Annotated in this window: 22 protein-coding genes; 12 read left to right on the forward strand and 10 right to left on the reverse strand. The window is 64.3% G+C overall.

Annotation, left to right across the window (positions count from 1 at the left end; genetic code table 11):
* Positions 1-12: 12 nt before the first annotated feature.
* The 7 genes from BUB23_RS09745 to BUB23_RS09775 all read right to left on the reverse strand — a co-directional run bounded on the left by BUB23_RS09745 (position 13) and on the right by BUB23_RS09775 (position 9,407).
* Positions 13-258 (reverse strand): hypothetical protein, encoded by a 246-nt coding sequence (locus tag BUB23_RS09745; RefSeq protein WP_143160936.1) that lies wholly within the window; start codon positions 256-258, stop codon positions 13-15.
* Positions 259-351: 93 nt separating this feature from the next.
* Entirely contained in the window at positions 352-957 is a 606-nt protein-coding gene (gene thpR, locus BUB23_RS09750; protein WP_143160937.1) for an RNA 2',3'-cyclic phosphodiesterase, read from the reverse strand.
* Between the two features lie 163 nt (positions 958-1,120).
* A complete protein-coding gene (locus tag BUB23_RS09755) occupies positions 1,121-1,444 on the reverse strand; it encodes a DUF2149 domain-containing protein (protein WP_073102911.1) in 324 nt (107 codons plus the stop codon).
* Complete coding sequence (locus tag BUB23_RS09760) at positions 1,441-1,977, reverse strand: MotA/TolQ/ExbB proton channel family protein (protein ID WP_073102912.1); 537 nt, start codon at positions 1,975-1,977, stop codon at positions 1,441-1,443. Before BUB23_RS09760 ends, BUB23_RS09755 begins: the two co-directional genes overlap by 4 nt.
* A 41-nt stretch (positions 1,978-2,018) precedes the next feature.
* On the reverse strand, positions 2,019-6,020 hold the full coding sequence (gene cobN / locus BUB23_RS09765; protein WP_084135929.1) for a cobaltochelatase subunit CobN: 4,002 nt from the start codon (positions 6,018-6,020) through the stop codon (positions 2,019-2,021).
* Positions 6,021-6,068: 48 nt separating this feature from the next.
* On the reverse strand, positions 6,069-8,039 hold the full coding sequence (locus BUB23_RS09770) for a TonB-dependent receptor plug domain-containing protein (protein ID WP_073102913.1): 1,971 nt from the start codon (positions 8,037-8,039) through the stop codon (positions 6,069-6,071).
* Positions 8,040-8,288: 249 nt separating this feature from the next.
* Positions 8,289-9,407, reverse strand: a complete 1,119-nt coding sequence (locus BUB23_RS09775) for an NADH:flavin oxidoreductase/NADH oxidase (protein WP_073102914.1) — start codon at positions 9,405-9,407, stop codon at positions 8,289-8,291.
* A gap of 302 nt (positions 9,408-9,709) precedes the next feature.
* On the opposite strand from BUB23_RS09775, the gene argE reads away from it, so the two are divergent.
* From argE to BUB23_RS09820, 9 genes are all read left to right on the forward strand, one after another.
* Positions 9,710-10,858: an acetylornithine deacetylase gene (gene argE, locus BUB23_RS09780; RefSeq protein ID WP_245801224.1), complete on the forward strand. Its 1,149-nt coding sequence runs from the start codon at positions 9,710-9,712 to the stop codon at positions 10,856-10,858.
* Between the two features lie 152 nt (positions 10,859-11,010).
* The gene (locus tag BUB23_RS09785) at positions 11,011-12,615 is read left to right on the forward strand and encodes an ABC transporter substrate-binding protein (protein ID WP_073102916.1); all 1,605 of its coding nucleotides are present in this window, start codon (positions 11,011-11,013) and stop codon (positions 12,613-12,615) included.
* Between the two features lie 14 nt (positions 12,616-12,629).
* Positions 12,630-13,601 (forward strand): ABC transporter permease, encoded by a 972-nt coding sequence (locus BUB23_RS09790; protein WP_073102917.1) that lies wholly within the window; start codon positions 12,630-12,632, stop codon positions 13,599-13,601.
* A gap of 12 nt (positions 13,602-13,613) precedes the next feature.
* A complete protein-coding gene (locus tag BUB23_RS09795; RefSeq protein WP_073102918.1) occupies positions 13,614-14,531 on the forward strand; it encodes an ABC transporter permease in 918 nt (305 codons plus the stop codon).
* A gap of 9 nt (positions 14,532-14,540) precedes the next feature.
* A complete protein-coding gene (locus tag BUB23_RS09800; protein ID WP_073102919.1) occupies positions 14,541-16,277 on the forward strand; it encodes a dipeptide ABC transporter ATP-binding protein in 1,737 nt (578 codons plus the stop codon).
* Positions 16,278-16,400: 123 nt separating this feature from the next.
* Positions 16,401-16,649, forward strand: a complete 249-nt coding sequence (locus tag BUB23_RS09805; RefSeq protein WP_073102920.1) for a GlsB/YeaQ/YmgE family stress response membrane protein — start codon at positions 16,401-16,403, stop codon at positions 16,647-16,649.
* A 208-nt stretch (positions 16,650-16,857) separates the two neighbouring features.
* Positions 16,858-17,226 carry a YkvA family protein gene (locus BUB23_RS09810; RefSeq protein ID WP_073102921.1) on the forward strand — a complete coding sequence of 123 codons (369 nt, stop codon included), beginning with the start codon at positions 16,858-16,860 and terminating at the stop codon, positions 17,224-17,226.
* On the forward strand, positions 17,219-18,682 hold the full coding sequence (locus BUB23_RS09815; protein WP_245801225.1) for a DUF2868 domain-containing protein: 1,464 nt from the start codon (positions 17,219-17,221) through the stop codon (positions 18,680-18,682). Before BUB23_RS09810 ends, BUB23_RS09815 begins: the two co-directional genes overlap by 8 nt.
* A complete protein-coding gene (locus BUB23_RS09820; protein WP_073102922.1) occupies positions 18,669-20,087 on the forward strand; it encodes a GTPase/DUF3482 domain-containing protein in 1,419 nt (472 codons plus the stop codon). The genes BUB23_RS09815 and BUB23_RS09820 overlap by 14 nt, the downstream gene beginning before the upstream one ends.
* 25 nt (positions 20,088-20,112) lie before the next feature.
* On the opposite strand, the gene BUB23_RS09825 is transcribed toward BUB23_RS09820, so the two are convergent.
* The 3 genes from BUB23_RS09825 to BUB23_RS09835 are packed head-to-tail and all read right to left on the reverse strand — an operon-like array spanning position 20,113 to position 22,187.
* Entirely contained in the window at positions 20,113-20,619 is a 507-nt protein-coding gene (locus BUB23_RS09825; RefSeq protein ID WP_073102923.1) for a TPM domain-containing protein, read from the reverse strand.
* Between the two features lie 51 nt (positions 20,620-20,670).
* The gene (locus BUB23_RS09830) at positions 20,671-21,573 is read right to left on the reverse strand and encodes a TPM domain-containing protein (protein WP_245801226.1); all 903 of its coding nucleotides are present in this window, start codon (positions 21,571-21,573) and stop codon (positions 20,671-20,673) included.
* Positions 21,574-21,575: 2 nt separating this feature from the next.
* Positions 21,576-22,187 (reverse strand): LemA family protein, encoded by a 612-nt coding sequence (locus tag BUB23_RS09835; RefSeq protein WP_073103110.1) that lies wholly within the window; start codon positions 22,185-22,187, stop codon positions 21,576-21,578.
* A 274-nt stretch (positions 22,188-22,461) separates the two neighbouring features.
* On the opposite strand from BUB23_RS09835, the gene BUB23_RS09840 reads away from it, so the two are divergent.
* The 3 genes from BUB23_RS09840 to BUB23_RS09850 all read left to right on the forward strand — a co-directional run bounded on the left by BUB23_RS09840 (position 22,462) and on the right by BUB23_RS09850 (position 26,231).
* Positions 22,462-23,889 (forward strand): DEAD/DEAH box helicase, encoded by a 1,428-nt coding sequence (locus tag BUB23_RS09840; RefSeq protein ID WP_073102924.1) that lies wholly within the window; start codon positions 22,462-22,464, stop codon positions 23,887-23,889.
* 40 nt (positions 23,890-23,929) lie between these two features.
* The gene (locus BUB23_RS09845) at positions 23,930-24,559 is read left to right on the forward strand and encodes a LysE family transporter (protein WP_073102925.1); all 630 of its coding nucleotides are present in this window, start codon (positions 23,930-23,932) and stop codon (positions 24,557-24,559) included.
* 64 nt (positions 24,560-24,623) lie between these two features.
* Complete coding sequence (locus BUB23_RS09850) at positions 24,624-26,231, forward strand: peptide chain release factor 3 (protein WP_073102926.1); 1,608 nt, start codon at positions 24,624-24,626, stop codon at positions 26,229-26,231.
* Positions 26,232-26,298: the final 67 nt, after the last annotated feature.

The raw sequence follows: 26,298 nt of genomic DNA on the forward strand, positions 1-26,298 counted from the left end.
TCCTTTTAACGATTATTTCTTGTCCTTGTCCTTGCGCCCGTCTTTCTTTCCCTCATCGCTTTCAGGATTGGTGGTGCGCAAGAACTTGCTCAGGTACTCATCCTCGCGTTGCGGTTGATCGTCGACGGGCGCTTGCGGCGCCTTCTTGCCGTCGTCCGCGGTCGGGGGGCTTTTTTTTCCAGGTGTGTTGGCATGCGCGGGCATAGACGGCTCCTGTTTGGGTTCAAGGGCGGCGAAGCCGCAGGAAACGGCCAGCAAGCGGGATGCCCGCCCACGCGAGCGGCGGTCAGGCCGGGGCCGGGGGCGCCTCGCCGCATGCGGTCCGGGCGATCGCCCGCGCCATGTTTGCCGCTACGGCCGAAGCGAGGAGTTTTCCAAGGAAACCGCAGCCAGGACTTGGTAATACGACCCCTCTTCGGATGGCCTCGATGCGGCCAGGACGCATCGCGCAGGCGTCCACGCGATAGGGGGCGGGCGCAGGGCGCCGAGGTCGGCGTCGCCGGCCTTGCGCAGCAGGGACACATGCGGCCGGAACACGGACGGCGGCCGCTGCCATCCCAGGGCGGACAGATATGACCATAGCCGGCCGTAAGCCTCGTCGAGCCACGGTATGCGATCGCCGTCATGCGCCGAGGGGCCGGCCCATACAATGCGCGGACCGGCAAAGCGGCCGAAATGCCGCAGTTCAAGCCTGCCCGTGGGAAGGGTCCAGGCCGGCGCCGCATGGATCAGCTCCCGGGCTCGCGCCGCCGGCGTGTTGCCCAGAAAGGCCAGGGTCATGTGCAGGGTTTCGGGCCGCAGCACGCGACCGCCGCACAAGGCGTGCGCCGCGTGCGCCCAGGCCGAGATCTCGGCGGCGGTTTCGGCGGATGGCCACAGCGCAAAAAAGAGGCGCTGCGGCCCCTCGATGGCCGCCGGATCTTCAAGTGCCGAATTGCGGGTATCCAGGCCGTTCATGAAAAATAAAATGCCCCGAAATGTCCAGACGATTCTATACGCCACAACGGCGTTGTACCGCAAAAGCTCCACGCTTGCCGCCGCGCGGCGGCAAAAACCCGTTTATACGCGCGCAATCGAATATCCACAAGCCGCTTGGCCATCTTCCCGCGCCGGCGATGGATCAATCCGCCGCGCCCGGCTCCGGCACATACACCACCGTGCCATCCTTCATGCGGTAGGCCACCCCGGCCTTGGAGCCTTCGCCCTGTCCCGTTTTTCCGCTGGCCTTGAAGCGCTCGATCTTTTCGCCTTTCTTGATGATCATTTCCATATTGTCCTTGCCAGGATCGGTAATGATGGTGACGTCCTTCTTGGTGAAGGGATCGAGCAGGGGATTCTGGGCAATGGTGATCAGCAGCGCGGCAATGATGACCAAGAAAATATCGATCAGGTTGACGACGGAAAGAATGGGGTCGTCGGATTCCGTTTCATCCAGGAATTTCATGCCGCTTTCCTGCCGGCGCTTTTATCGCAGGCGGCCTGTTGCGCGGCCTGCAGCCAGACCAGCTCCTCGGCCAGCCAGCGCCGCTTGACGGACACGATCCAGTAGGTGATGGCGGCCGCGATCAGGGCCAGGATGACCGCCGAAAAGGCGATGGCGAGGTTGTCGGACACCGACGCCAGATTGCCGTTGGACAAGCCCTTCAAGGCCGGGCCCATGGGTATCATGGTCGCCACCAGGCCCAGCATGGGCGTCACGCGCGTGGTGATGCGGGGCACTTCCAGCAGGCGATGGGCCGCCACGTCGAGGTCGTCGCCCGAGGCCGCGGGGTGGGCGTGCGCCCAGCGCAGCAGTTCGAAGCTGCGCAAACGGCGCGAGCCCGCGCCGATGACATGGCCGCGCCGCTGGAAATAAGCCACGGCGAAGGCGCCCAGCGCATACAGGGAATACAGGAACAGGACGGAGATCGCCACAAGCGTGGGAATCAGGAATACCTGTCCCACTTGATACATCAATTGTTCCAGGGTCTGGCTCATGCTTTTTTCCTTTTGCTGACTAGCGGATTGATCTGTTGCAATTATTGTGTTCTGTTGACGGTGGCGCGGCGGCCGCGCCTGGACGGCGGCCAGGCTTGCCGCAGCGCGCCACTGCCGAATGCAAGCAGCAGCAAGGCCAGCGCCGCGAACAGGGCATGGTCGTCGGCGGCGGCGCCGTCAGAGGCCTTCTCCAGGCGCATGCCGCTGACCTGCTCGGTGGGCTGGTCCGCTTGCGGCCGCTCCGGCGCCGCCGGCGGCGCGCCCGCCGGTTCGGAAGATGCCTGCTCATGCGCGGGCGGGGGCGCCGCCGCGGGGGCGGCCGGGACTCCCGTGGCGACATACTCCAGGAACCGCGCGTTATCGCTATGCACGTCGAAGCGCGCGGCCAGGTCCTGGTAGCGGGCCTTCAGCTCGTCCACGGTGGCCGGGTCGGCGTGCCAGTATTCCTGGCGCGCGGCTTCCAGCATGCGCTCCATGGTCTGGGCCAATGCATGCGGGTTCTCCTTTTCGAACCATTCCTTCAGGCCCAATCCGTACTTGTCGCGCACATAGACTTCGGCCATTTCTTCCCATTGGTCATCGCGCACGACCTCGCGGGCGACAGCCGTCCAGCCCCACAAGTTGTTCGTGGCATCCAGGACGCTAAGGGTGCCGGAATAGCCTTCGGCCATCAGGGCCTTGATATAGCCCGGGTGGAATTGGCGCGTGGCCAGCTCCTTGGCCAGGAAGCCGGCCGCGCCCTCGACCTTGCCGGACCCGCCGCCGCGAAGATTGGAGATATACAACTCGGGCGGCTTGCCATCCAGGCTGCGCACCGCCAGCCCTATGCCGCCCAGGTACTGGAAGGGGTCGTCGGTGGTAAGCATGCCATAGGTATTCGAAGTGCGCGACAGCACCGCCCCTTCGGTGCCGCGCAAGTGTTCGGCATACAGGTTGGTCGCGCCGCCGCCGGAGACGCCCGCCGCGCCCCATTTGGCCTCGTCCGGCCCGTAGGCGAACTGCATCTTCGACAAATACAAAGCGGCAAGTTTCTTGTCGCCCTCTTCCTTGCCGTTCCAGCTGTCCGTCGCCAGGGTGGCGTCGTCCAGGCCGGTGCCATACTGGCCCGAAGCCGAAGAGAAGATGCGCGTCTGGCCCGCCAGCACGGCGTCGGGCTGGGCCACCCCCTGGGCGGCCAGGCTGGCGGCGATCGCCTGGGCGTTGGCCGCCACGGGATTGTCGTCTTCCCGGGCCAGCGCGGCCAGCTGCGCCGCATGGGCCAGTTGCTTGAGGGCATTGGGGAAATGATCGCGGTACAGGCCGGTGGCCGACAGGACCACGTCCACGCGGGGGCGGCCCAAGGCTTTGCGCTCGACCAGGCGCACGCCCACCACGCGCCCGCCTTTGTCCCATACCGGCTCCACGCCCAGCAGCCACAGCGCCTGGGCTTCGAGCAGGCCCTGGTGGCGCATGGTTTCCACCGACCACAGGGAAAAGGTGATCTTGCGCGGCGTCTGCCCGGTCTTCTCGCGGTGGGCCGCCAATAACTGCTCGGCCGCCTCCTTGCCCGCTTCCCAGGCCTGCCGCGTCGGCACCCTGGAAGGATCGAAGCCGTACAGGTTGCGGCCGGTAGGATAGGCCTCGGGGTTCTTGATCGGGTCGCCGCCATACGAGGTGGCAATGTAGCGCCCGGCCAGGGCGTCCAGGACCGCCGGCAGCTCCTGCTGGGCGCCGATGTCGGCATACCAGCGGCGCGCCTGGTCGAGCATGGCCTGCAATTCGGCGGGAACGGCGCCGGCATCCTGCCCGTCCAGCAGCACGCGCTTGAGCAGGGCATAAGGCGCGGTGGCGCTCAGCTCGCTGTAATCGCTCACCAGCGCCTCGTCGAGCTGGTCGGGGGCCACGCCGGCCTGCAGGGCGGCCGCGTCCCAGAAGGGCGAGCCCAGCATCAGCAGCACGGTCGCCAGCCGGTGGTCGGCTTGCGGCGCCTGCCCCAGCGTATGCAGGCCCAGGGGCTGGGCCATGCGCGCCAGCTCGTGCAGGTGGGCGTGCAGATTGTCGATGAAGGCCGGGAAGTCGGCCGCCGCGCGCTCGGGCGGCCAGCCCATGTCCAGGCCTATGTGTTCACCGGCCGTCCTGGACAGGATGTCGGCCTTGATGCGGTCGCGCACCGCGCCGTCGCCCTGCGCCAGCCACTGGTGCAGCAAGTCATGGATTTCGGTCAGCGCATCGTGCATGCCGGCAGGCTGGAACGGCGGCGTCTGGTGGCTGACGATAACCGCCCGGCCGCGCCGGCGCGCTTGCTGCGCTTCGCCGATATTGTCGGCAATGTAGGGATAGACCACGGGCACATCGCCCACGGCCAACATGGGGTAGTCGTACACCGACAGCCCGCGCTCCTTGCCGGGCAGCCATTCCTGCGAGCCATGCGTGCCGAAATGGATGAAGGCATCGGAATGATGTTGCTGGCGCGCCCATAAATAGGCCGCCAGGTAGAAATGAGTCGGCAGCGCGGTCGTCGAGTGATACAGCGCCTTTTCCTTGTCTTCGGATTTCTCGCTGCGCGGCGGTTGCGGCATGATGGCCACCTTGCCCAGCAGCAGGCGGGGCACGACGAAGAAGGCCTCGCCGCCTTCGCGCAGCACCATGGACGAATCCGCCGGGTCGCCCCAGCGCTCCAGCAGGTCCTGGCGCACCTTGGCGGGCAGCGTGTCCAGCCACTGCCTGTACTCGGAAACGGGCAGCCGCGCCGCCAGGCCGTCGTTCAACAGGTCGGCCAGCCTGGCATCCCGGTACAGCGGCGCCAGCAGGCGCTGCAGCTGTTCGACCAGCCGGGTTTCATCGGGCGCCGCCGTGTCGTAGCCGGCCTTCTGCATGGCGCCCAAGGCCGCCACCATGCTGCGCGGCACATTCAGGAAGGAAGCCGAGAGATTCTTCTCCCCCGGAGGATAATTCCAGAAGAATACCGTCACCGCCTTGTCGGCGTTGGCCTTGCGCTGCAGCGATATCAGCCGCAGGGCCTTGCCCACCACGGCATCCAGCTGCGCCGGGATGGGCGTCAATTGCTGGTCTTGCGCGTCGAGCGCCGAGGCGACCTGCACATCGATGATGCCTGTGTACTCGGCCTGCGACATGTAGAACGGCACATCGCTCAGTTGCAGGCCTTGCGGGTCGGCTTCCCAGGCGGCGGCGTCGCCGCGCCGGTATGGCGTAGCCTGCACCACGGGGATGCCGAGCTTTTCGAATTCGCGCCGGGGCGCGTCGGAAGTCAGCATGATGCGCGTATTGATCAGGACGTCGGCCAGCCGCTGCCCATCCGGCGCCAGCATGCGCAGGTTGGCCGTGGGATCCGTTGTCGGGCTGTAGTAGGCCAGCGGCACCGCGCCGGCGGCTTCGACCCGCGCAATCACATCGTCGATCAAACGGGTCTGCATGGCGGACACATACTGCTGGTGAAAGGCGATCCCTATGACCGGCGGCCGGTTGTTCAGGTCCACGCCTTTCCATTTCAGGTAGTCCAGGGGATGGTCGAAGAAAAGACCGGGCGCCTTGGGATGATAGACGGCGACGTCGGGGAACACGATGGGCTCGGCGATGCCCTGGGTGGGCGCGCCCGCCAGCAATGCCGCCGTCGTGGCGAAGAAGGCGTCGAAATTATCGCGCCCGCCGTTGGAGTAATAGAGCGCCAGGCGCCGCGCCATGGCCTGCGGCATGTTCATCCCCTCTGGCGCCTTGTCGTAAACCCAGGCCAGGGGCGCCCGCAGGCCCGGCAAGGCCTTGGCCAGCCTGGCGCGCACCGCGTCCTGCTGATAGCTGTCGATAAAGACAATATCGCGGCCGCGAAACAGCCCCTCGTCCACATCCGCCGGCAGATCGTTGACGTAGCGCACCTCGACGCTCAGCCCATGCGGCCGGGCGATGTCGGCCAGCACCTTGAATTTGCCGGCCGGCACATTGCTGGTCGCGATGAACAGCACCGATGCCGGCTGCGCGGCGGATCCCGGCGCGCACAGGCCCAGCGCCAGGGCGAAGGCGGCGAATCCGCGCTTGATTAATGGCCACATCGTTGTCTATCCTGTTCTCGTCATACATTGCATTGGGCTCGCGCCCGCTCAAAAGTCGGCGCGCAAGCTCACGAACACCGTCCGGCCCTGCTCGGCGTAGCCGAACAGGGGCGACTTCTCCGCCAGCCTCAGATCGCCGATATTCTCGAAGCCCGCGCGGACGCTGTAGCGCTTGCCGAATTTCTTGCCCACGCTCGCATTCCACAAGGTATAGGCCGGCAAGCCGCCCTCCGCCGAATGCTGGGTGCCCGTGCGCTCGGCGCCCACGCGCGCCGACCAGCCGTCGGCCCCGCGCCAGTCGATATGCGTGCCGACCATGGACCGCGGGCGGTACTCCAGGTCGTCGCCCGTGGTCCTGTCCTTGGTCCTGAGCAGCGTGGCGTCGGCGCTCCACGACCATGCGGAATTGATGTCCCAGGTAAAGCCGGTTTCCAGGCCCGTGATGCGGGCCTTGTCGACGTTGTCGTACTGGTAGGTCCCGCGCGGGCCCACTTTGCGGATCAGGCGGGTGGTGATCAAGTCGCGCACCTCGCTGCGGAATACGGTCGCGCGCAGGCCCAGGTCGCCTATCTGCCAATCCGCCGACAGCTCGTAGGAATCCAGCTTTTCGGGCTGGATGTCGGCGTTGCCCAGGAAGGTATGGGGGCCTTCGGCGCCCACGTAGTTCGGCGAAATCTGCTTGAGCGTAGGCGCCTTGAAGGCGTGGCCGTAGCCGCCCTTGATCACCAGGTCGGGGCTGGCTTCCCAGACGAGATAAGCGCGCGGACTGATTTCATTGCCGAAGATTTCGTGATGGTCGTAGCGCAGCCCGGCGGTCAGCGTGAGCTGCCGCGTCAGTGAAAACTCATCCTGCAGGAACAGCGCCTTATGCAGCGCGTCGTCCTTGCCGCCAACCAATCCGGCATTTTTCAGCGCTTCGCTGCGCAATTCGCCGCCCGCGGTCAATTTGTGGCTGCCCCAGGTGGTGGTGGCGAAACCGTCGGCCACTTCCTCCTTCATGTTCTGGGGGCGCGTCGACGCGATGCCGTTGCTGCGTGAATTGGTGATGTCGATCTCGCTGCGATAGGCGCGCAACTGACCCTTCCAGGAATCGAAGTCGCCGCGCCAGGTGACATCGGCCAGCGAGCGGTCGATGTTGTAGCGATTCTCGTAGAAGACCCCGCTGGAATCCGTATCGTAGTAGCGCCTTTCCTCGCCCTTCGAGTAGCTCAGGTCCAGTGTCTGCTGGTCGGTCAGCTTCAGGATGGCGCCCAGGCCGCCGGTATTCGATTTGCTGCCTTCGAGTTCGGTATATCGGGGGTCTTCCTTTTCGGCTATCTTCGGGCGCCGCGCGGTTTCGGCGTTCACCCGCAATATCAGCCTGTCGCCCGCCGGCCCCGCCGCGTATACCGCGGCCGAGCCGCCATGGTCGCCGGAGTCGCCGTCCGTCAGCGCCGAGCCATTCAGGGAAACCGAACCTTCCCAGTGGTCGGTGGGCTTGCGCGTGATCAGGTTGATGACGCCTCCCAGGGCTTCCGAGCCATAAAGCGTCGACATGGGTCCGCGTATGACCTCGATGCGTTCAACCGCCGACATAGGCAGCCAGCTGTATTGATAGTCGGAGTGGCCCACCACATCGTCGGTCGCGGAAATCCGCCGGCCGTCGATCAGCGTCAGCACGTGCCGCCCCTCCAGTCCGCGCAATGAAATCGTCTTGCGCCCCCCTACCTGGCGCGGCGCCAGGGTTATGCCGGGTTCGCCGCGCACCGCCTCCAGCAAGTCGGCCGGATTGCGGATTTCCAGTTCTTCCTTCGAAATCACCGTCACCGACGCGGGCGCCGTGCGCGTGTCATGCTCGGACATCGTGGCCGTGACGGTAATCGTCGACAGCTCCTGCGCGTTGCGCGGGCCGGCGGCGTCGGCCTGCGCCATGGCCATGCACGGGCACGCCAGCATGGCCATGGCCAGCGGCAACTGCTTCAGGACAGCGCCAGATGTCGGGGCCAGGGCCCGGTCAGACAGGCAACGCGGGGAGTTCATAGAGAGCGCTCCAATGATTGAGGGTTTTCTTGAGGGGAAGCCATCATGGCTCCGGGTCGTGGGGCTATAAAACGCAGGGAATACTAGCATAATGAGAATGATTGTTAACCTCATTTACATATATTCAGTGCTATCCCTTGACGAAAATCAATGGGCACGCAAAAAGCCGCCGTATCGCGGATGCGATACGGCGGCTTTCCCCGGGAATTCTATTGAACGGCGGCGGATGCGGTATCCGCCCGGCTTCAGCTAGCGCATGCCGAAGCTTGTGTCGCCGAACACGCGGTTCTTGCCGGAAGGCAATGACCGCCAATATTGCGGCGGGCCGTCGACCTGCCTGTCGAGTTCGGCGGCCGCATGCCATGCCCAGCGCGGGTCGTAAAGCGCGGCGCGCGCCAGCGCGACCATATCAGCCTTGCCCTCGGCCACGATTTGCTGCGCCTGCTGCGCCGCCGTGATCAGGCCGACGGCTATCGTGGGCAGGCCGACCTCGCGCTTGAGCAGCTCGGCCAGAGGAACCTGGTAACCGGGGCCCACCGGGATCTGCTGCTTGGGCGATACGCCGCCGCTCGATACATCTATCCAGTCCGCCCCCAGTTCCTTGAGCCGCAAGCCAAATGCGACCGTCTGCTCGGGCGTCCAGCTGGGTTCATCGTCGACCCAGTCGGTGGCCGACACGCGCACGCCCAGCGGCATCCGCTCGGGAAGGGCGGCGCGCACCGCCTGGAATACCTCCAGCGGAAAACGCATGCGGTTCTCCAGGCTGCCGCCATATTCATCGGCGCGATGATTGGAGATCGGCGACAGGAACTGATGCAATAGATAACCGTGCGCCGCGTGCAGCTCGATGGCATCGAACCCCAGGCGCACGGCGCGCCGGGCGGCTTCGACAAAGGCGCGCGCCGTGCGCGCCAGATCATCGGCGCTCATGGCCAGTGGCGGCGGTTCGCCATCCTTGTGCGGCAGCGCCGAAGGGGCCCGCGGCAGCCAGCCGCCGTTTTCCGGCGCGATGAGCTGGCCGCCATCCCAGGGCGCCGCGCTGGACGCCTTGCGCCCGGCATGCGCCAGTTGTATCGCCAGCTTGATGGGCGATGAGGCGCGCAGGACGTTGACCACCTCCGCCAGGGCCGCTGCGTTGGCCTCATTCCATAGCCCCAGGCAGCCGGGCGTGATGCGGCCTTCGGCCGTTACCGCCGTTGCCTCCAGGCACAGCAGGCCGGCTCCGCCCAAGGCCTGGCTGGAAAGGTGCGCCGTGTGCCAGCTGGTGGCGTTGCCGTCCACGGCCGAGTATTGGCACATGGGGGAAATGATGATGCGGTTGGGCAGCTTGAGGCCGCGCAGCTCGATAGGGTCGAAAAGGTCAGGCATCGGTCTTCCTTGTATGGGCGCGCGAGCATCGCCTGCTCCCGCCGCAGATAAGTTCAGCCATAGCAGCTTAGCATCGGGAAAGGAAGGGTGTGAAGAACTCCGCCACAATCAATTCAAAATGAAATAAAATGATTCAATGGTTACATAACGTCCGCCTCCCACCCGGGCATACCCCAACGCCAACTCATTGACGTTCAAAGCGCTACTTCGCTAACATCGGCCACACTACCCATGCGCGTTGTGTGGCGCGGGCTATCCGCCTTGCCATGATTCTTCCCGCAGCATCAACGGAGATACACGCAGTGAAACCCCAGTCCCTGGACATGATCGCCAAGCTCGTCGGTTTCGACACCGTCTCGCGCAACTCGAATCTGCAACTCATCCACTACATCCGCGACTATCTGGCGGGCCATGGCGTGCAAAGCCATCTGGTCGCCAGCCCTGAAGGGACCAAGGCCAATCTTTTCGCCACTGTCGGGCCGGCCGTGGAAGGCGGCATTGTGCTATCGGGGCATACCGATGTGGTGCCGGTCGACGGCCAGCCATGGGACACCGACCCCTTCAGCCTCGCGCAGAAAGACGGCCGGCTGTACGGCCGCGGCACCTGCGACATGAAATCGTTTTCGGCGGTGGCGCTGGCCATGGTGCCCGACATGCTGGAAAAAGGCCTGAAGCGGCCTATCCATTTTGCGCTCAGCTACGACGAAGAGATCGGCTGTTTCGGCGCGCCGTCCATGATAGACCGGCTGGTTACCGACATCGCCAAGCCCAGCGCCGTGATCGTGGGCGAACCCACCAGCATGCGGCCCATCGTGGCGCATAAAGGCATTGCCGCGCTGCGCACCACCATCATCGGCCACGAGGCGCACTCCAGCCAGGTGCATCGCGGCGTCAGCGCGGTGACCACGGCGGCCAGGCTGATCAGCTTCATCGACGACATGATGGCCGCGAACCAGGCCGGGGCCGATCCGCAATGCCGCTTCGAGCCGCCCTATACGACCTTGCACGTGGGCGTGGTGCACGGGGGCACGGCGATCAACATCATTTCACGCGAATGCTCGTTCATCTGGGACATACGCGCGCTGCCCGGCGACGATTGGCGCCGCTACCTGGACCGCTTCCAGGACTATGCGAACACGCTGCTGCCGGCCATGCGGGCCATTGCGCCGGCAGCCTCCATCACGACCGAAATCATGGCCGACGCGCCGCCGTTGCAGGACCGCGGCGGCGCCGCGCAAGAACTGGTCTTCGGCCTTTGCGGCCATGCGCATGGCGACGTGGTGGCGTACGCGGCCGAAGCGGGGCAGTTCCAGGAGCGCGGCTTTTCCGTCGTGCTTTGCGGACCCGGCTCCATTGACCAGGCGCATCAGCCGAACGAATATATCGACGTATCACAGGTGAGCGCCTGCGAGAAATTCCTGGAAGACGTCACGGATCAGCTCGCCAGATAATTCAGCCAACCGCCGCTTAGCCGCAAGAACCAAAGGAGCCACACCGCATTCACGCAACCACCCCGGGCAGGCGCACACGTCGCGCCCTACCGGACATGCCGCAACAGTCGCCCTACCGGGCGGCCGACACAATATCGAGGCAGGAGTCAACAATGCAATTCAAGCAACTCATCAAACACACAGCCATTGCCGCAACCCTCGCGCTCAGCGTGGGCTTGTCCCAGTCCGTCGACGCCAAGACACTGCGCTGGGCCTATCAGGGCGACATGGCGTCGCTGGATCCCATGGCGCTGAACGAGACCTTCACGCTGGGCTTCCAAAGCTGGTTCTACGAAACCCTTACCGCTTACGACAAAGACCTCAAACTGGTTCCGATGCTGGCCGAGAAATGGGAAAATCCGGAGCCCGCCAAATGGGTATTCCACCTGCGCAAGGGGGTCAAGTTCCATGACGGCAGCCCCTTTACCGCCGACGATGTGATCTTTTCCTGGAAGCGCAGCCTGACTCCGGGGTCGGACATGAAAGGCTACGGCGCCAAGGCCAGCGACATCAAGAAGATCGACGATCACACCATTGAAATCACCACGCCCACGCCCAACCCCATTCTGCCGCGCGACTGGACCTTCCTGTACATCATGAGCAAGTCATGGGGGGAAAAGAACAAAACCGCCGAAGCCACCAACGTCAAGGGCGGCGAAAGCAATTACGCCAATCTGCACGAAAATGGCACGGGCCCCTTCGTAATCGTGGACCGCCAGCCCGATGTCAAGACCACGCTCAAGCGCTTCGACGGCTACTGGAACAAAGACGTCCCCACCAACGTCACCGACATCGTCTTCCAGCCGATTTCACAGGAATCAACCCGCGTCGCGGCGCTGATTTCAGGCGAAATGGACATCGTCATACCGGTGCCGGTACAGGACTGGCCGCGCCTGGAACAAGAACCGAATGTGCAGGTGATGAACGAACCCGAGGCGCGCGCCGTCTTTATCGGCATGGACCAGCACCGCGACGAGCTGCTGTTTTCCAACATCAAAGGCAAGAATCCCTTCAAGGACAAGCGTGTCCGCCAGGCCGTCGACCTTGCCGTCGATACCAGCGTGATCAACCAGAAAATCATGCGCGGCGCCGCCAAGCCGCTGGGCACCCTGATCGCCGACAAGATCAACGGCTACGACGAGTCCTTTGGCGCTCCCTACAAGGCCGACGTCGAGAAAGCCAAGAAGCTGCTGGTGGAAGCCGGCTACCCCGACGGGTTCAGCGTGCAGATGGACTGCCCCAACGACCGCTACGTCAATGACGAAAAAGTGTGCCAGGCCGTGGCCAGCATGCTTGCGCGCGTAGGCATCAAGATCGACTTGCTGGCGCAGACCAAGTCCAAGTATTTCGCCAAGATCCTGCTGCAGGCCGGCAACAATACCAGCATGTATATGCTGGGCTGGACGCCGAGCTCCATCGACGCGGCCAATTCCCTGACCAACCTGGTGGCTTGCCGCGACTCGAAAACGGCGGCCGGCCAGTTCAACCTGGGCGGCTACTGCAACAAGGAAATCGACGCCCTGACCGCCAAGGTCGACGTTGAAACCGACCAGGCCAAGCGCAACGCCATGATCAAGGAAGCCTTTACCATGCTGCACAACGATTACGGCTACCTGCCTTTGCATCAGCAGCCCATGTCGTGGGGCATCAGGAAAGGCATCAAGGTTGCGCAGCGCGCCGATGACGTGCTGGACATACGCAACGTCGTCATGCCCTAGGACGCGGCAGCGACATGCTCAATTTCATTGCGCGGCGGATTTTCCAGTCGATTTTCGTGATGCTCGCCGTAGGGTTCATTGCCTTTGCCATGTTCCGCTACGTGGGCGACCCGATCAACAATATGGTGGGTCAGGACACGACCCTGGAACAGCGCGCCGAGATACGCAAGCAATTGGGCCTGGACGATCCTTTCCTGCTGCAATATGCGCGCTTCATCGGCAAGGTGGCGCAAGGCGATTTCGGCGTGTCCTACCGTCAGCGCCGGCCCGTCAGCGACCTCATAGAAAGCCGCATGCCGGCTACGCTGGAGCTGTCGCTGGTGTCGGCGCTGATGGCCCTGTTCCTGGGCATCCCCATGGGGATCTATACCGCGCTGAAACGCAATGGCGTGCTGTCGCGCAGCTTCATGGCGCTCTCGCTGATCGGGATATCACTGCCGACCTTCCTCATCGGCATACTGATGATTCTGTTCTTCGGCGTCATGCTGCGCTGGCTTCCCAGCTTCGGGCGCGGCGATGTGGTGCAGCTGGGCTGGTGGTCGACCGGCTTCCTGACGAAAAGCGGCTGGCAATCGCTGATCATGCCGGCCTTCACCCTGGCCCTGTTTCAAATGACGCTCATCATGCGCCTGGTGCGCGCCGAGATGCTGGAAGTCCTGCAGACCGATTTCATCAAGTTCGCCCGGGCCCGCGGCCTGCCCGAGCGCATGATCAATTTCCGCCATGCGCTCAAGAACACCCTGGTGCCGGTCATCACCATCACCGGCCTGCAGCTGGGCTCCATCATTGCCTTTTCCATCATCACCGAAACGGTTTTCCAGTGGCCGGGCATGGGCCTGCTGTTCATCCAGTCGATAGGCTCGGTGGACATTCCGGTGATGGCCGCCTACTTGTTATTGATCGCCTTCTTTTTTGTGATCATTAATCTCATCGTCGATTTATTGTATTTCGCCGTCGACCCGCGACTGCGCGTGCAAAAAAGCTAGAAGGCCCCGAAAATGTCCCAGAACGCCTTCGCCCGCGCCTACCACAGCGATATTCTCTACAGCTTCAGCCGCTCGCCCACCGCCATCATATCCGCCATCGTGGCCCTGGCCATTATCGCCGGGGCCCTGTGCGCGCCACTGATTGCGCCGCACAACCCCTTCGACCTGGCGACCCTGGACCTGCTGGACGCCAATATCCCGCCCGCGTGGTCGGCCAGCGGCGATCCGCGCTTCCTGCTGGGCACCGACGACCAGGGCCGCGATATCCTCTCGGCCATTCTGTATGGCTCGCGCATCTCGCTGCTGGTGGGTTTCGCGTCGGTGCTGTTCTCGCTGGTGATAGGCGTGACGCTGGGCCTGATCAGCGGCTATGTGGGCGGGCGCGTCGACAGCGTCATCATGCGCGTCGCCGACGTGCAGCTGTCGTTTCCCGCGATTCTTATCGCCCTGCTGATAGACGGCATAGCGCGCGGCCTGCTGCCGCGCGATGCGCAGGACAGCCTGTCGCTGTACGTGCTGATTTTCGCCATCGGCATTTCGGGCTGGGTGCAATACGCCCGCACGGTGCGCGGCGCCACCATGGTCGAACGCAACAAGGAATACGTGCAGGCGGCCCGCCTGATAGGCATGCGCCCTTTCACCGTGCTGCGCCGCCACATCCTGCCCAATGTCCTGGGGCCGGTGCTGGTGATCGCCACCATACACTTGGCGGTCGCCATCATCACCGAGGCGACCCTGTCCTTCCTGGGGGTCGGCATTCCGCCCACCACGCCGTCGCTGGGCACGCTGATCCGTATCGGCAACAGCTATCTGTTTTCGGGCGATTGGTGGATTTCCATTTTCCCGGGTATTGCGCTGGTCTTGCTGGCCTTGTCGGTCAACCTTCTGGGCGATTGGCTGCGCGACGCGCTCAATCCCAGGCTACGCTAAGGCATGCATATGGCGTTGTTGGACATCGAAAACCTGCGCATCGAATTTTCCAGCCGGCGCGGCAATGTAGTGGCTATCCAGGACGTCAGCCTGTCCCTGGAAAAGGGCGAGATACTCGGCGTGGTCGGCGAGTCCGGGGCCGGAAAATCCACCATAGGCAATGCCGTCATCGGCCTGCTGGAACCGCCGGGGAAAATGACCCGCGGCGCCGTGCTGCTGAACGGCGAGCGTATCGACCAGCTCGCCCCCGGCGCGTTCCGCAAGGTGCGAGGCCGCCGCATAGGGATGATATTCCAGGATCCGCTGACCTCGCTGGACCCGCTGCAGACCATAGAAAGCCAGTTGGTCGAGACCATGCAGGTACATCTGCGCGTAACGCCGCAACAGGCCCACGAGCGCGCCATCGAGCTGCTGGAGAGCGTAGGCATACCCGAAGCCCGGATGCGGCTGCGGCAATACCCGCATCAGTTCTCGGGCGGCATGCGCCAGCGCGTGGTGATCGCCCTGGCCCTGTGCTGCGAGCCTGAAGTCATCATCGCCGACGAACCCACCACCGCGCTCGATGTCTCGATACAGGCGCAGATCCTGAGCCTGCTGCGCAAGCTATGCAAAGACAAGCAGGTCGGCATGATACTCATCACCCACGACATGGGCGTCATTGCCGAGGTCACCGACCGCGTTGCCGTGCTCTACCGCGGCAAGCTGGTCGAAGAAGGCCCCACGAAAGCGCTGCTGAGCCGTCCGCAGCATCTCTATACCAAAAGCCTGATATCGGCCGTGCCCCGTTCGGACATCAAGCTGCGGCGCTTTCCGATGGTGACCTATATCGAAGACGTGCACGAGGCGCCCAAGAAGGACAACCTGGACATCGCCAAGCGCTGGCTGGGCCAGCAGCGCCACTACGGCGAGCATTCCGGCAAGCCGCTGCTGCAGGTCCAGGACCTGGGCATGCGCTTTGTGCTCAAGAATGCCTTCTTGAAACAGAACCGCGTCATGCTCGACGCGGTGAAGAATGTCAGCTTTTCGATCAGGGAAGGGGAGGTGTTCGGGCTGGTGGGCGAATCGGGCTCGGGCAAATCGACGATCGCCCGCCTTATTGCCGGCCTGTACCAGGCCAGCCAGGGCTCGGTGATCTTCAACGACGTCAATGTCACCCAGCTTGCCGATCAGAAAATGATGAATGCCTTCCGGCGCCAGATCCAGATGGTGTTCCAGGACCCGTTTTCATCGTTGAACCCGCGCATGCGCATTCTGGACATCGTGGCCGAACCGATACGCTTTCACAAGCTCGCGACGACGGAAAAGATCACCCGCCAGATCGTCAGCGGGCTGCTCGATTATGTGGGGCTGGGCGACCAGGCCTTGCTGCGCTTTCCGCATGAATTTTCGGGCGGACAGCGGCAGCGCATCTGCATCGCCCGGGCGCTGGCGACGCGGCCGCGCTTCCTGATCTGCGATGAGCCGACCTCCGCGCTGGATGTGTCCATACAGGCGCAGATCCTGAATCTGCTCAAGGACCTGCAGGAAACGCTGGGCCTGACGATGCTGTTCATCAGCCACGACCTGCCCGTCATCCGGCAGATGTGCGACCGGGTCGGGGTGATGCGCCATGGCGAGCTGCTGGAAGTGGCCGAAACCGAGACGCTGTTCTCCGATCCGCAACATGAGTACAGCCGGCATTTGCTGTCGCTGATGCCCAGCCTGGACTTCCTTTCGCGCGAGGGGCTGGAGGTCGAGGCGGTGTAAGGGGCGCCGGGGCTTCTTTACCATTGTTTAACTTTTTGACACCAAAATGCCGGCCGTTCGCTGGACGCCAGGCCGGCGCGTCCCTATGATGAAGCCTCATCTTCTTCAAGGATAGGAATCGCCATGGGCATCATCAGCATGATCGTAGTCGGCTTCATCATCGGTCTGATTGCACGGGCCATCATGCCCGGCGAGCAGAAGTTCGGCATCATCTTGACCATCATCCTGGGCATCATCGGTTCCGTCGTGGCCGGCTACCTGGGCGCCTCTCTCGGCTATTACCAGCCAGGGGAAGGCGCGGGCTGGATAGGGTCCATTATCGGCGCCATTATCGTGCTGTTCATCTACGGCCTGATCGTCAGGAAGCGCTAAGATCCACCCGGCCCCGCCACGCGGCCGGGCGGCCGGGCGGCAGAGCGGCAAGGGGCACCCCGGTACGGGGTGCTTTTTTATCGCCTGGCGAATCCGGGGCGGCATGCTGGCCGCGAGGCGGACGCGCGCGTGGGCGATTTTTATGCGATGAACGCCGCTGCGATCGATACAATACGCTGTACGCTTGTTCCAGCTTCCTGGAGGCCTTATGGACAATTCCCGATACCAGAACGAATACACACAGCGCCGGTTTTGGCGCAAGCTGACGCCGCTCGCGCAGTCGACCGGCCGGTCCACGCTGGAAAAGGCGCTCTATTTGTATTACGCCGTGCAGAACGCCAATACCCCCAAATGGGCCAAGCGAGTCATCTACGGGGCTTTGGGCTATTTCATTTTTCCGCTGGACGCCATTCCCGACCTGGCGCCGCTGATAGGCTACACCGACGACCTTAGCGTCATGGCGGCCGCGCTGGCCACGGTCGCCTTTTACATCACTCCCGAAGTCAAGGAACAGGCGCAGCGCAAGCTGGACGAATGGTTCGGCAAGCCTGCCGCGAACGTCTGCACGGATGCCTGACGGACGCAAGCCGGGCATGCCTTGCGCGCCGACCCTCGCGCACTACTGGCTGGCGGAAACGCTGCGCCTGCGCGAGGCGCTGTGGGGCCCCCTGGAAGACAGCGGCGAAGTGCGGCGCGCCCGCGCCCAAGGGCAGGGGTTCGGCCAGAAAGTGCTGCTGCGCGCCCAATTCCTCGGGCAGCGCGAAAAGCTCGATTTGCTGATCGCCCGATGGACGCGGGGCGCGAGGCTGGCCCTGCTGGGCATGCTGGCCGCCGCCATTCTGGCAGGCGCCGCAACGGCAGTGGGCGCGCTGGGCGACGGCAGCCGGTCCGTCAATGTGCTGCTGGCATTGACCGCCATGCTGGGGCTCAATGCGCTGGCCTTCCTGTTCTGGCTATTGAGCTTCGCGGTCAGGAGCGCCGGCAGCGGCACCTGGCTGGGCGAGTTGTGGTTGTGGCTGACGCGCAAGCTGGCGCGGGGGCCCGATGCCGCCCTCGCCCCGCGCGCGCTCGTCGAGGTGCTCAGCCGCAACAACGCCCTGCGCTGGATACTGGGCGGCATCAGCCATGGGCTCTGGGCGGCCGCGCTGCTGAGCATGCTGCTCAGCCTGCTGGCGGTGCTCTCGGCCCGCCGCTATGGCTTCAACTGGGAAACCACGCTGTTGTCCGCCGATACCTTTGTCTCGCTGACGGCCTTCCTGGGCTGGCTGCCTTCGCTGCTGGGCTTTGCCATTCCGCCCGAGGCCGTCGTGCGGGCCAGCAACGGACTGCAGGCATTGCCCGAAACCGCGCAAGCCTTATGGTCGAGCTGGCTGATAGGCTGCGTGGCGACATACGGGCTATTGCCGCGCATGCTATGCCTGGTCCTGAGCCTGCTCATGGCCAGGCGCAACCTTGCGGCCATCGGCCTGGATGAAAACCTGCCCGGCTATGCCGAATTGCGCGGCCGCCTTGCGCCGCCCAGCGAAAAAGCCGGAATAGATGGGCCCGACACGCCTGGATTCCAGGCGCATTTCCGCCCGCGCGCGCCGGCGCCTCACGACCAGACACAGCCCTTGCTGGCCGGCATAGAGCTTGCGCCGGATACGCCCTGGCCGCCCGCCGGCCTGCCCGCCGGCGTGGCCGACCTCGGCATCATCGACAGCCGCCTGGAGCGCAAGAATCTGCTGGAGCGCTTCCAGCGGCAGCCGCCCGGCCAGTTGCTGATGGTATGCGATGCGCAGCAGACCCCGGACCGCGGCACCATCGCCCTGCTGGCCGAACTGGCCGGCCTGGCCGGGCAGGCGCACATTGCCTTGCACGGCCAGGCCGGCGCCGGCTTTTCCGATGCGCGCGCCGCGGCGTGGCAGGAACGCCTGGCCGCGGCCGGGTTCCTGCCCGGGCAGTTGCATGCCGGCCTGGCCCCGGCGCTGGCCTGGCTGGCTGCCGGTCAGCCAGCCAGGCCCATCGCGAAGGACGCCCATGTCCAGCCATGAGCAGCCCTTGCGCCTGGCCGTCGTGGGCCATACCAATACCGGCAAGACCTCGCTCTTGCGCACGCTCACGCGCGATCCCGGCTTTGGCGTGGTGCAGGACAGCCCGGGCACCACGCGCCATGTGGAGGGCGCGCATTTGCTGGTGGATGGCGCAGTCGTAGTGGAGCTGTACGATACGCCCGGCATGGAGGACGGCATCGCCCTGCTGGACTATTTCGACCAGTTGGCGCAGCCGGGCGAACGCATCGACGGCCCCGAGCGGATACGCCGTTTTCTGCAAAGCCCCGAAAGCAAGCGGCGCTTCGAGCAGGAGGCGCGGGTGCTGAAGAAATTGCTGGACTGCGATGCCGGACTGTATGTGGTGGACGTGCGCGATCCCGTGCTGGGCAAGCACAAGGATGAGCTCGCCATTCTCGCCAGTTGCGGCCACCCCATCGTGCCGGTGCTGAACTTCACGCACAGTCCCGAACAGCGCCTGGCGGCATGGCGTGCGGCGCTCGCGCGCCTCGGCTTGCACGCCATCGTCGAATTCGACACGATCGCGCCGGCTCTGGATGGCGAAGCGCAGCTGTACGACAAGCTGGCCTTGCTGATGGACCGGCATGCCGGGCTGCTGCAGGTGCTCAAGCACGACGTCGCGCAACAGCGCGACATCCGCCGCCTCGACGCCATGCGCCTGATCGCCGAACTGCTGGTCGACGTGGCGGCCTGGCACCTGGCCAGCGAGCCCGGCGCGCCGGCGCTGGAAAGCGCCACGCAGACGCTGCGCAAGAAGGTGCGCGCTCGCGAGAATCTCTGCGTGCGCGCCCTGCTAAAACGCTATAACTTCGACAGCCGCGACTTTCCGGCCCATGCCTCGGCGCTGGAGGGCGAACGCTGGGGCATGGATCTGTTTCATCCGCAGGCCCTGAAAGACGTGGGCATCCATGTGACCAAAGGCGCGGCGGCGGGCGCCATGGCCGGGGCCACGCTCGATGTATTCATGGCAGGCATCAGCCTGGGGGCGGCGACCTTGCTGGGCGCGGCCGCCGGCGGGCTGTGGCAAGGCGCCGACAAGCTGGGAAAACGGCTGCTGGGCCGCCTGAAAGGGTACCAAGAGCTGAGCGTGGACGATGCGGTATTGCGCCTGCTCGCCATACGCCAGCTGGCTTTGCTGCGGGCCCTGGAACAGCGCGGCCATGCGGCGCTGGGCCCGATACAGCTGGAGCCCGGGCCCGCCGGGGCCGACGCCGCGGCGGGCCATGCCCCTATCGAAGCCTGGCGCAGCCAAAAACTTCCCGAGGAACTGCTGGAGGCGCGCAGCCAGCCGCAATGGTCCAGCCTCGACGCCAATCACGCCCCCGCGGCCAGGCGCGAACAGGTCATACGCGCGCTTTCGGACAAGCTTGCCCGGGCAGCGGGCTGAACGGCCGCCGCAAGCCCGGCCTCGCCTACAAGAACACCGGTTCGTCGGCCAGGTCGTTGGTGTGGGCCTGGCCTGGCGGCAAGGGCGGGCAGCGCGTGCGCAATATGGCCTCGATGCCATCGATGGCCGCGAGTATGCCCGCGGCGTAATCGTGTTGCTGCAGCCTGGCCTGCAGTTGCCCGCAGACCTGCGCCCATAGTTCGTCAGGCGCGGCGACGGCGCGATCGGCGATGATTTCGATGCGATGCCTGTCCAGCGCCAGGTACAGCAGCACGCCGGTATTCAAAGGCGTATCCCAGACCCGCAGGCGCCCGAACACCTCGAGGGCGCGGTAGCGGCTGTTGCGTTCGTGGGACGGGCTTACGGCTTCTATGGCGACCATCAGCTCGCCCGTATGATCCAGCTCGCTCTTTTTGATGCGATCGGCGATATGCGCCAGTACCTCGGGGGTAAAGTGCCTGCGGCGCAGCCATTGCCCTTCCAGGCTGGCCCAGCCGGTCAATTCTTTCCATTTGCCGCCATCTTGACGCACGTCTGCTCCTTGAGCGTATGCAAAACTATCGTTGCGGCGCGACCGGGCCTCCTACCAGCTGCCCGAGGCGCCGCCGCCGCCACTGCCACCGCCGCCCCCGCCGAAACCGCCGCCCCCGAAGCCGCCACCGCCGCCGAAACCTCCACCGAAGCCGCCGCCCAAACCACCGCCCAGTCCGCCGATGACACCGCCGCGGCGCGATGCGCGGGCCGCGCTGCGGGCGCCGCCAGCGCCAAACTTGCGCCCTATGCTGCTCAGCAGGAAGGCCGCCAGCGCAGCCAGAATACCGAAGCCGATACTGCCGGACATGAAGAAAACGAAGATGCCCGCGGCAAAGGCGGCGAATGCCGCCGGCATGAAGAATGTCATGACCGCCAGAGGCAAAAGCATGATGCCCGGCGCATCGCCATCGGTATTGGCCTGGCCGCCGGCAGCAGGCGGCGGCAGCGGTTCGCCGTCGACCAGCTTGGCCAGGCTTTCCACGCCGGCCGCGATGCCTCCGGCATAATCGCCTTGCTTGAACCTGGGCGTGACCTGTTCGCGGATGATCCGGCCGGCCAGCAAGTCGGGCACGGCGCCCTCCAGGCCATAGCCGACTTCGATGCGCAAATGGCGGTCGTCCTTGGCCACCACGAACAAAATGCCGTCGTCGACCTTTTTACGGCCCAGGCGCCACTGATCGAAAGCCCGCCTTGCGTAGCTTTCTATGGTGTCCTCGCCCGTCGTGGCTACGACCAGCACGGCGATTTGCGCGCCCTTGCGCTTTTCCAGGTCGGCCAGCACCTGGCTCAAGTGGCTTTGCGTATTCGAATCCAGGGTGCCGGTCGTGTCGGTGACCCGGCTCTTGAGCTCGGGCACGGGCGCCTGGGCCGCGCCCGCGATCGACGCCGCCGCCAGCGAGAGCAGGAAGGCAAGGCCCAGGTTTCGGAAAAACCCGGCCATGGCGCTATTCATATTCATCCTTTGCCGGGCTCGGGCAGGGTAAATTTGACTTCGGGATCCTTGGTGATCTGATCCTGCTTGGACACGCCATAGTTTTCAATGGTGTGATAGCCGAAGATCTTGGCGGTGATGAGCGTCGGAAACTGGCGCACGATCAGGTTGTAGTCCTGCACGGCCTGGACATACCGCCCGCGCTCCGTGGCGATGCGGTTCTCGGTGCCCTCCAGCTGCGTCATCAGGTCGCGGAACAGGCCGTCGCTTTTGAGCTGCGGGTAATTTTCCGACACGGCAATCAGGCGCGACAGGGCCGACGACAACTGCCCCTGCGCCTCGTTGAAGCGCGCCATGAGTTCGGGGTTTTCGAGGTCCTTGGCGCTGATCTGGATGCTGCCCACTCTGGAACGAGCCTCGGTTACCTGGGTCAGCACCGCGCGCTCATTGACCATATAGGCATTCACCGAATTGACCAGCTTGGGAACCAGCTCGGCGCGGCGCTCGTACTGATTCAGCGTTTGCGACCAGGTGGTCTTCACCTGCTCATCCAGGCGCTGGATATCGTTGTAGCCGCAACCGGCCAGCAACGCCGACAGGCAAGGCAAGAGTATGAGTAGCAGTATACGTTTCATCATGGCGGACCCGAAAAAAGCAATACGCGAATTACAGCAGTTTGCGCAGACCTTGCCAATATGCCTGAAACGAAGCCATTCATGTTGATATAAATCGGCGCTCGCCGATCCAGGCCATTTACGCTACAATACTGAATTACGTGTTGCACCAGTTCGACACGTGTCTTGCAAGCTATCTTTGCCTTGCCTGAGCTTTTTGCTCTCAACTTCTTTTATCGTCTGCCTAGATTGGTATCTCTCGACTCGAGCGATAGGCTGTCGCTGGAGTTATTTCTTGAATACCCAAACTACATTTGCCTCCCTAGGGCTGGCGGAACCCCTTTTGCGTGCCGTTGCAGATACCGGCTATATACATCCCACCCCCATCCAGGCGCAAGCCATTCCCCAAGTGATGATGGGCGGCGACTTGCTGGCCGCCGCGCAAACCGGCACCGGCAAGACCGCGGGCTTTACCCTGCCGATACTGCACCGCCTGATGCAGACCCCCGCGCAGGGCCGCAAGCCCGGCCAGCCGCGGGTATTGATTCTGACCCCCACCCGCGAACTGACGGCCCAGGTCGAAGAGTCCGTGCGGACCTATAGCCAGCACACGGCCATACGTTCGATGGTGATGTTCGGCGGCGTCAATATCAACCCGCAAATCAACGCCCTGCGCAAGCCGCTGGATATCCTGGTGGCCACCCCCGGCCGCCTGCTCGATCATGCCCAGCAAAAGACGGTGGACTTGTCCGCCGTGGAAATCCTGGTGCTGGACGAAGCCGACCGCATGCTGGACATGGGTTTCATCCGCGACATCCGCCGCATCATCGCGCTGCTGCCCCGGACCCGCCAGAACCTGCTGTTTTCCGCTACGTTCTCCGACGAAATCCGCGAACTGTCCAAGGGCGTGTTGAACAACCCGATCGAAATCTCGGTAGCCCGCCGCAATACGGCTTCCGAGCTGGTCACCCAGCGCATGGTAATGACCGAACAGTCGCACAAACGCGACCTGCTCAGCTTCATCATCCGTGAAAGCGGCTGGCACCAGGTGCTCGTATTCACCCGCACCAAGCACGGCGCCAATCGCCTGGCCGAAAAGCTCGTGAAAGATGGCCTGGCGGCCGCCGCCATCCATGGCAACAAGAGCCAGGCCGCGCGCACCCGCGCCCTGGCCGGCTTCAAGGATGGCAAGGTCGCCGTGCTGGTCGCCACCGACATCGCCGCGCGCGGGATCGACATCGACCAGCTGCCGCATGTCGTCAACTTCGAACTGCCCAATGTCCCGGAGGATTACGTCCACCGCATCGGCCGCACCGGCCGCGCGGGCAGCGAAGGCTCGGCCCTGTCGCTGGTCGACAAGACCGAAATCAAGCTGTTGAACGCCATCGAGAAGGTCATCAAGCGCCCGATCGAGCGCACGACGATCGAAGGCTGGTCGCCAGACATGGTCAAGGCCGAGCCGGCGCACGTGCGCGCCGATGACGACCGCCCCCCGCGCCGCTCGAACGCGCCGCGCAAAAGCGGCGGCGCCAGCGCCGGCGCAAGGCCAGGCGCGCGCTCCGGGGATGCGCGCCGTCCGGCGGGAGGCGCCCGCCCCGAGGGCGGCGCTGCGCGCCCGGCTGGCGCAGGCCGTCCGGCAGGCGCCGCGGCAGGGCAGGCGCGCCGCAGCAGCGGCCCCGCCCGCAACACGAGCGGCCAGCGCCCCGCCCTGCTGGGAAAATAAGGCGTATTATTTCGCAGTTGTCCACCACGGCTGACTCCTCATGTCTTTTTCCACCTGGCTTGCCTTCTTTGCCGCGTCCTGGGCGATTTCTTTTTCGCCCGGGCCGGGCGCCATCTCGGCCATGGCCTCGGGCCTGAAATACGGCTTCAGGCGCGGCTACTGGACGACGGTAGGCCTGATCATGGGGATCCTGATCCAGTTCGTGGTCGTGGCCGTGGGGCTGGGCGCCCTGCTGGCGGCTTCCGAGCTGGCTTTCGGGGCCGTCAAATGGCTGGGCGTCGGCTACCTGATCTACCTGGGCTGGAAGCAGTTTCACACCGACGCCGCGCCGGTGACCGTGGAAGCCGGCGCGCCCGCGCCCTTCAAGATACGCGAGCTGATTCTGCGCGGCTGCCTGATCAACGTCACCAATCCCAAAGGCACGGTCTTCCTGCTGGCCGTGGTTCCCCAGTTCCTCGATTTATCGCGGCCGCTTGCGCTGCAGTATGTTGTAATAGCCGCCACCCTGTGCTTTACCGACCTGGTGGCCATGGGGTGTTACACCACGCTGGCTTCCCGCATGTTGAAACTATTGCGCAGCCCACGCCGCATCCGCTGGCTTAACCGTACTTTTGGCGCGCTGTTCATACTGGCCGGCACCGTTCTGGCCTCTTTCAGCCACCATAAATAACCTTGTGTGCCGCAAAGGGCGGCCGCCTGGCGGCCCCGGCGGCAACACACGCTAAAATCAGACTATGAGCATTACCCAAGAAGTCGCGCGGCGACGCACATTTGCCATCATCTCGCACCCTGACGCAGGAAAAACCACACTTACCGAAAAGCTTCTGCTGTTCGCAGGCGCGATCCAGATCGCCGGCAGCGTCAAGGCCCGCAAAGCCAGCCGCCATGCATCCTCGGACTGGATGGAAATCGAAAAGCAGCGCGGCATCTCGGTGGCCTCTTCCGTCATGCAGATGGAATACCGCGACTGCGTCATCAACCTGCTCGATACGCCGGGCCACCAGGACTTCTCCGAGGACACCTACCGGGTGCTGACCGCCGTCGACGCCGCCCTCATGGTGATCGACGCCGCCAATGGCGTGGAACCGCAGACCATACGCCTGCTGCAGGTGTGCCGGGCCCGCAACACGCCCATCATCACCTTCATCAACAAGCTGGACCGCGAAGTCCAGGAGCCCCTGAACCTGCTGGCCGAAATCGAATCGCACCTGGGCATGGACGCCGTGCCCTTTTCGTGGCCGGTAGGCATGGGCCGCTCGTTCGGCGGCGTGTTCGACATACGCCGCGACCGCATGCGCATTTTCCGCGCGGGCCAGGAACGGCGCGGGAACCAGGATGACCTGATCCAGGGCCTGGGCAATCCCGCCATCGCCGCGCGCTTTGGCGATGCCTTCGTCAAAGCCAACGAAGAAATCGAACTCATCAATGCCGCCGCGCCCGCCTTCGACCAGTCGGCCTTCCTGGCGGGCAGGCAGACGCCCGTGTTCTTCGGTTCGGCCATCAATAATTTCGGCGTGCAGGAAGTCCTGGATGCGCTGGTCGACCTCGCGCCCAAGCCTGGCTCGCGCACGGCCTTGCAGCGCGAAGTGCAGCCCGACGAACCCAAATTCAGCGGCGTGGTGTTCAAAGTGCAGGCCAATATGGACCCGGCCCACCGCGACCGCGTCGCCTTCGTGCGAGTGAGCTCGGGGCGCTTCGACCGCGGCATGCGGCTCAAGGTCTCGCGCACCGGCAAGGAAATGCGCCCCAACAACGTCGTGTCCTTCCTGTCGCAGCGCCGCGAACTGCTGGACCAGGCCTACGCCGGGGATGTCATCGGCATACCCAACCACGGTGTGCTCCAGCTGGGCGATGTGCTGACCGAAGGCGAGAACCTGCAGTTCACCGGGCTGCCGTTTTTTGCGCCCGAGCTCTTCCAGGCGGTCGAAGTCAAGGACCCGCTGCGCATCAAGCAATTGCGCATCGGCCTGACCCAGCTCGGAGAAGAAGGGGCCATCCAGGTCTTTCGCCCTGAAGCGGCCGGCGGCGCGCTGCTGCTGGGCGCGGTCGGCCAGCTGCAATTCGAAGTCGTGGCCCATCGGCTGAAACATGAATACGGCGTGGAGGCCCGCCTGATGCCATCGCGTTACAACATGGCACGTTGGATTACAGCCGCGGACCCCAAGGTTTTGCGAAAATTCATGGACGCCAACGCCGCCAACATCGCCTATGATGTGGTCGATGCCGTGGCGTTTCTGGCAAGTTCGCCAGCACAATTGCGTGTGGCGCAAGAACTGTATCCCGGTGTGGAGTTCCATGCCATGCGCGAGCACGGCGGCCAGGTTTTTGGGCAAAATGCATAAGCGGCGGATCAGCCGCGTGCTTTTTCCCCAAGGGTCCAGCTTATATACTGGGCTCTCTTTCCCAGAC

The organism is Pollutimonas bauzanensis (genome assembly GCF_900129885.1).
Lineage (GTDB): Bacteria > Pseudomonadota > Gammaproteobacteria > Burkholderiales > Burkholderiaceae_B > Pollutimonas > Pollutimonas bauzanensis.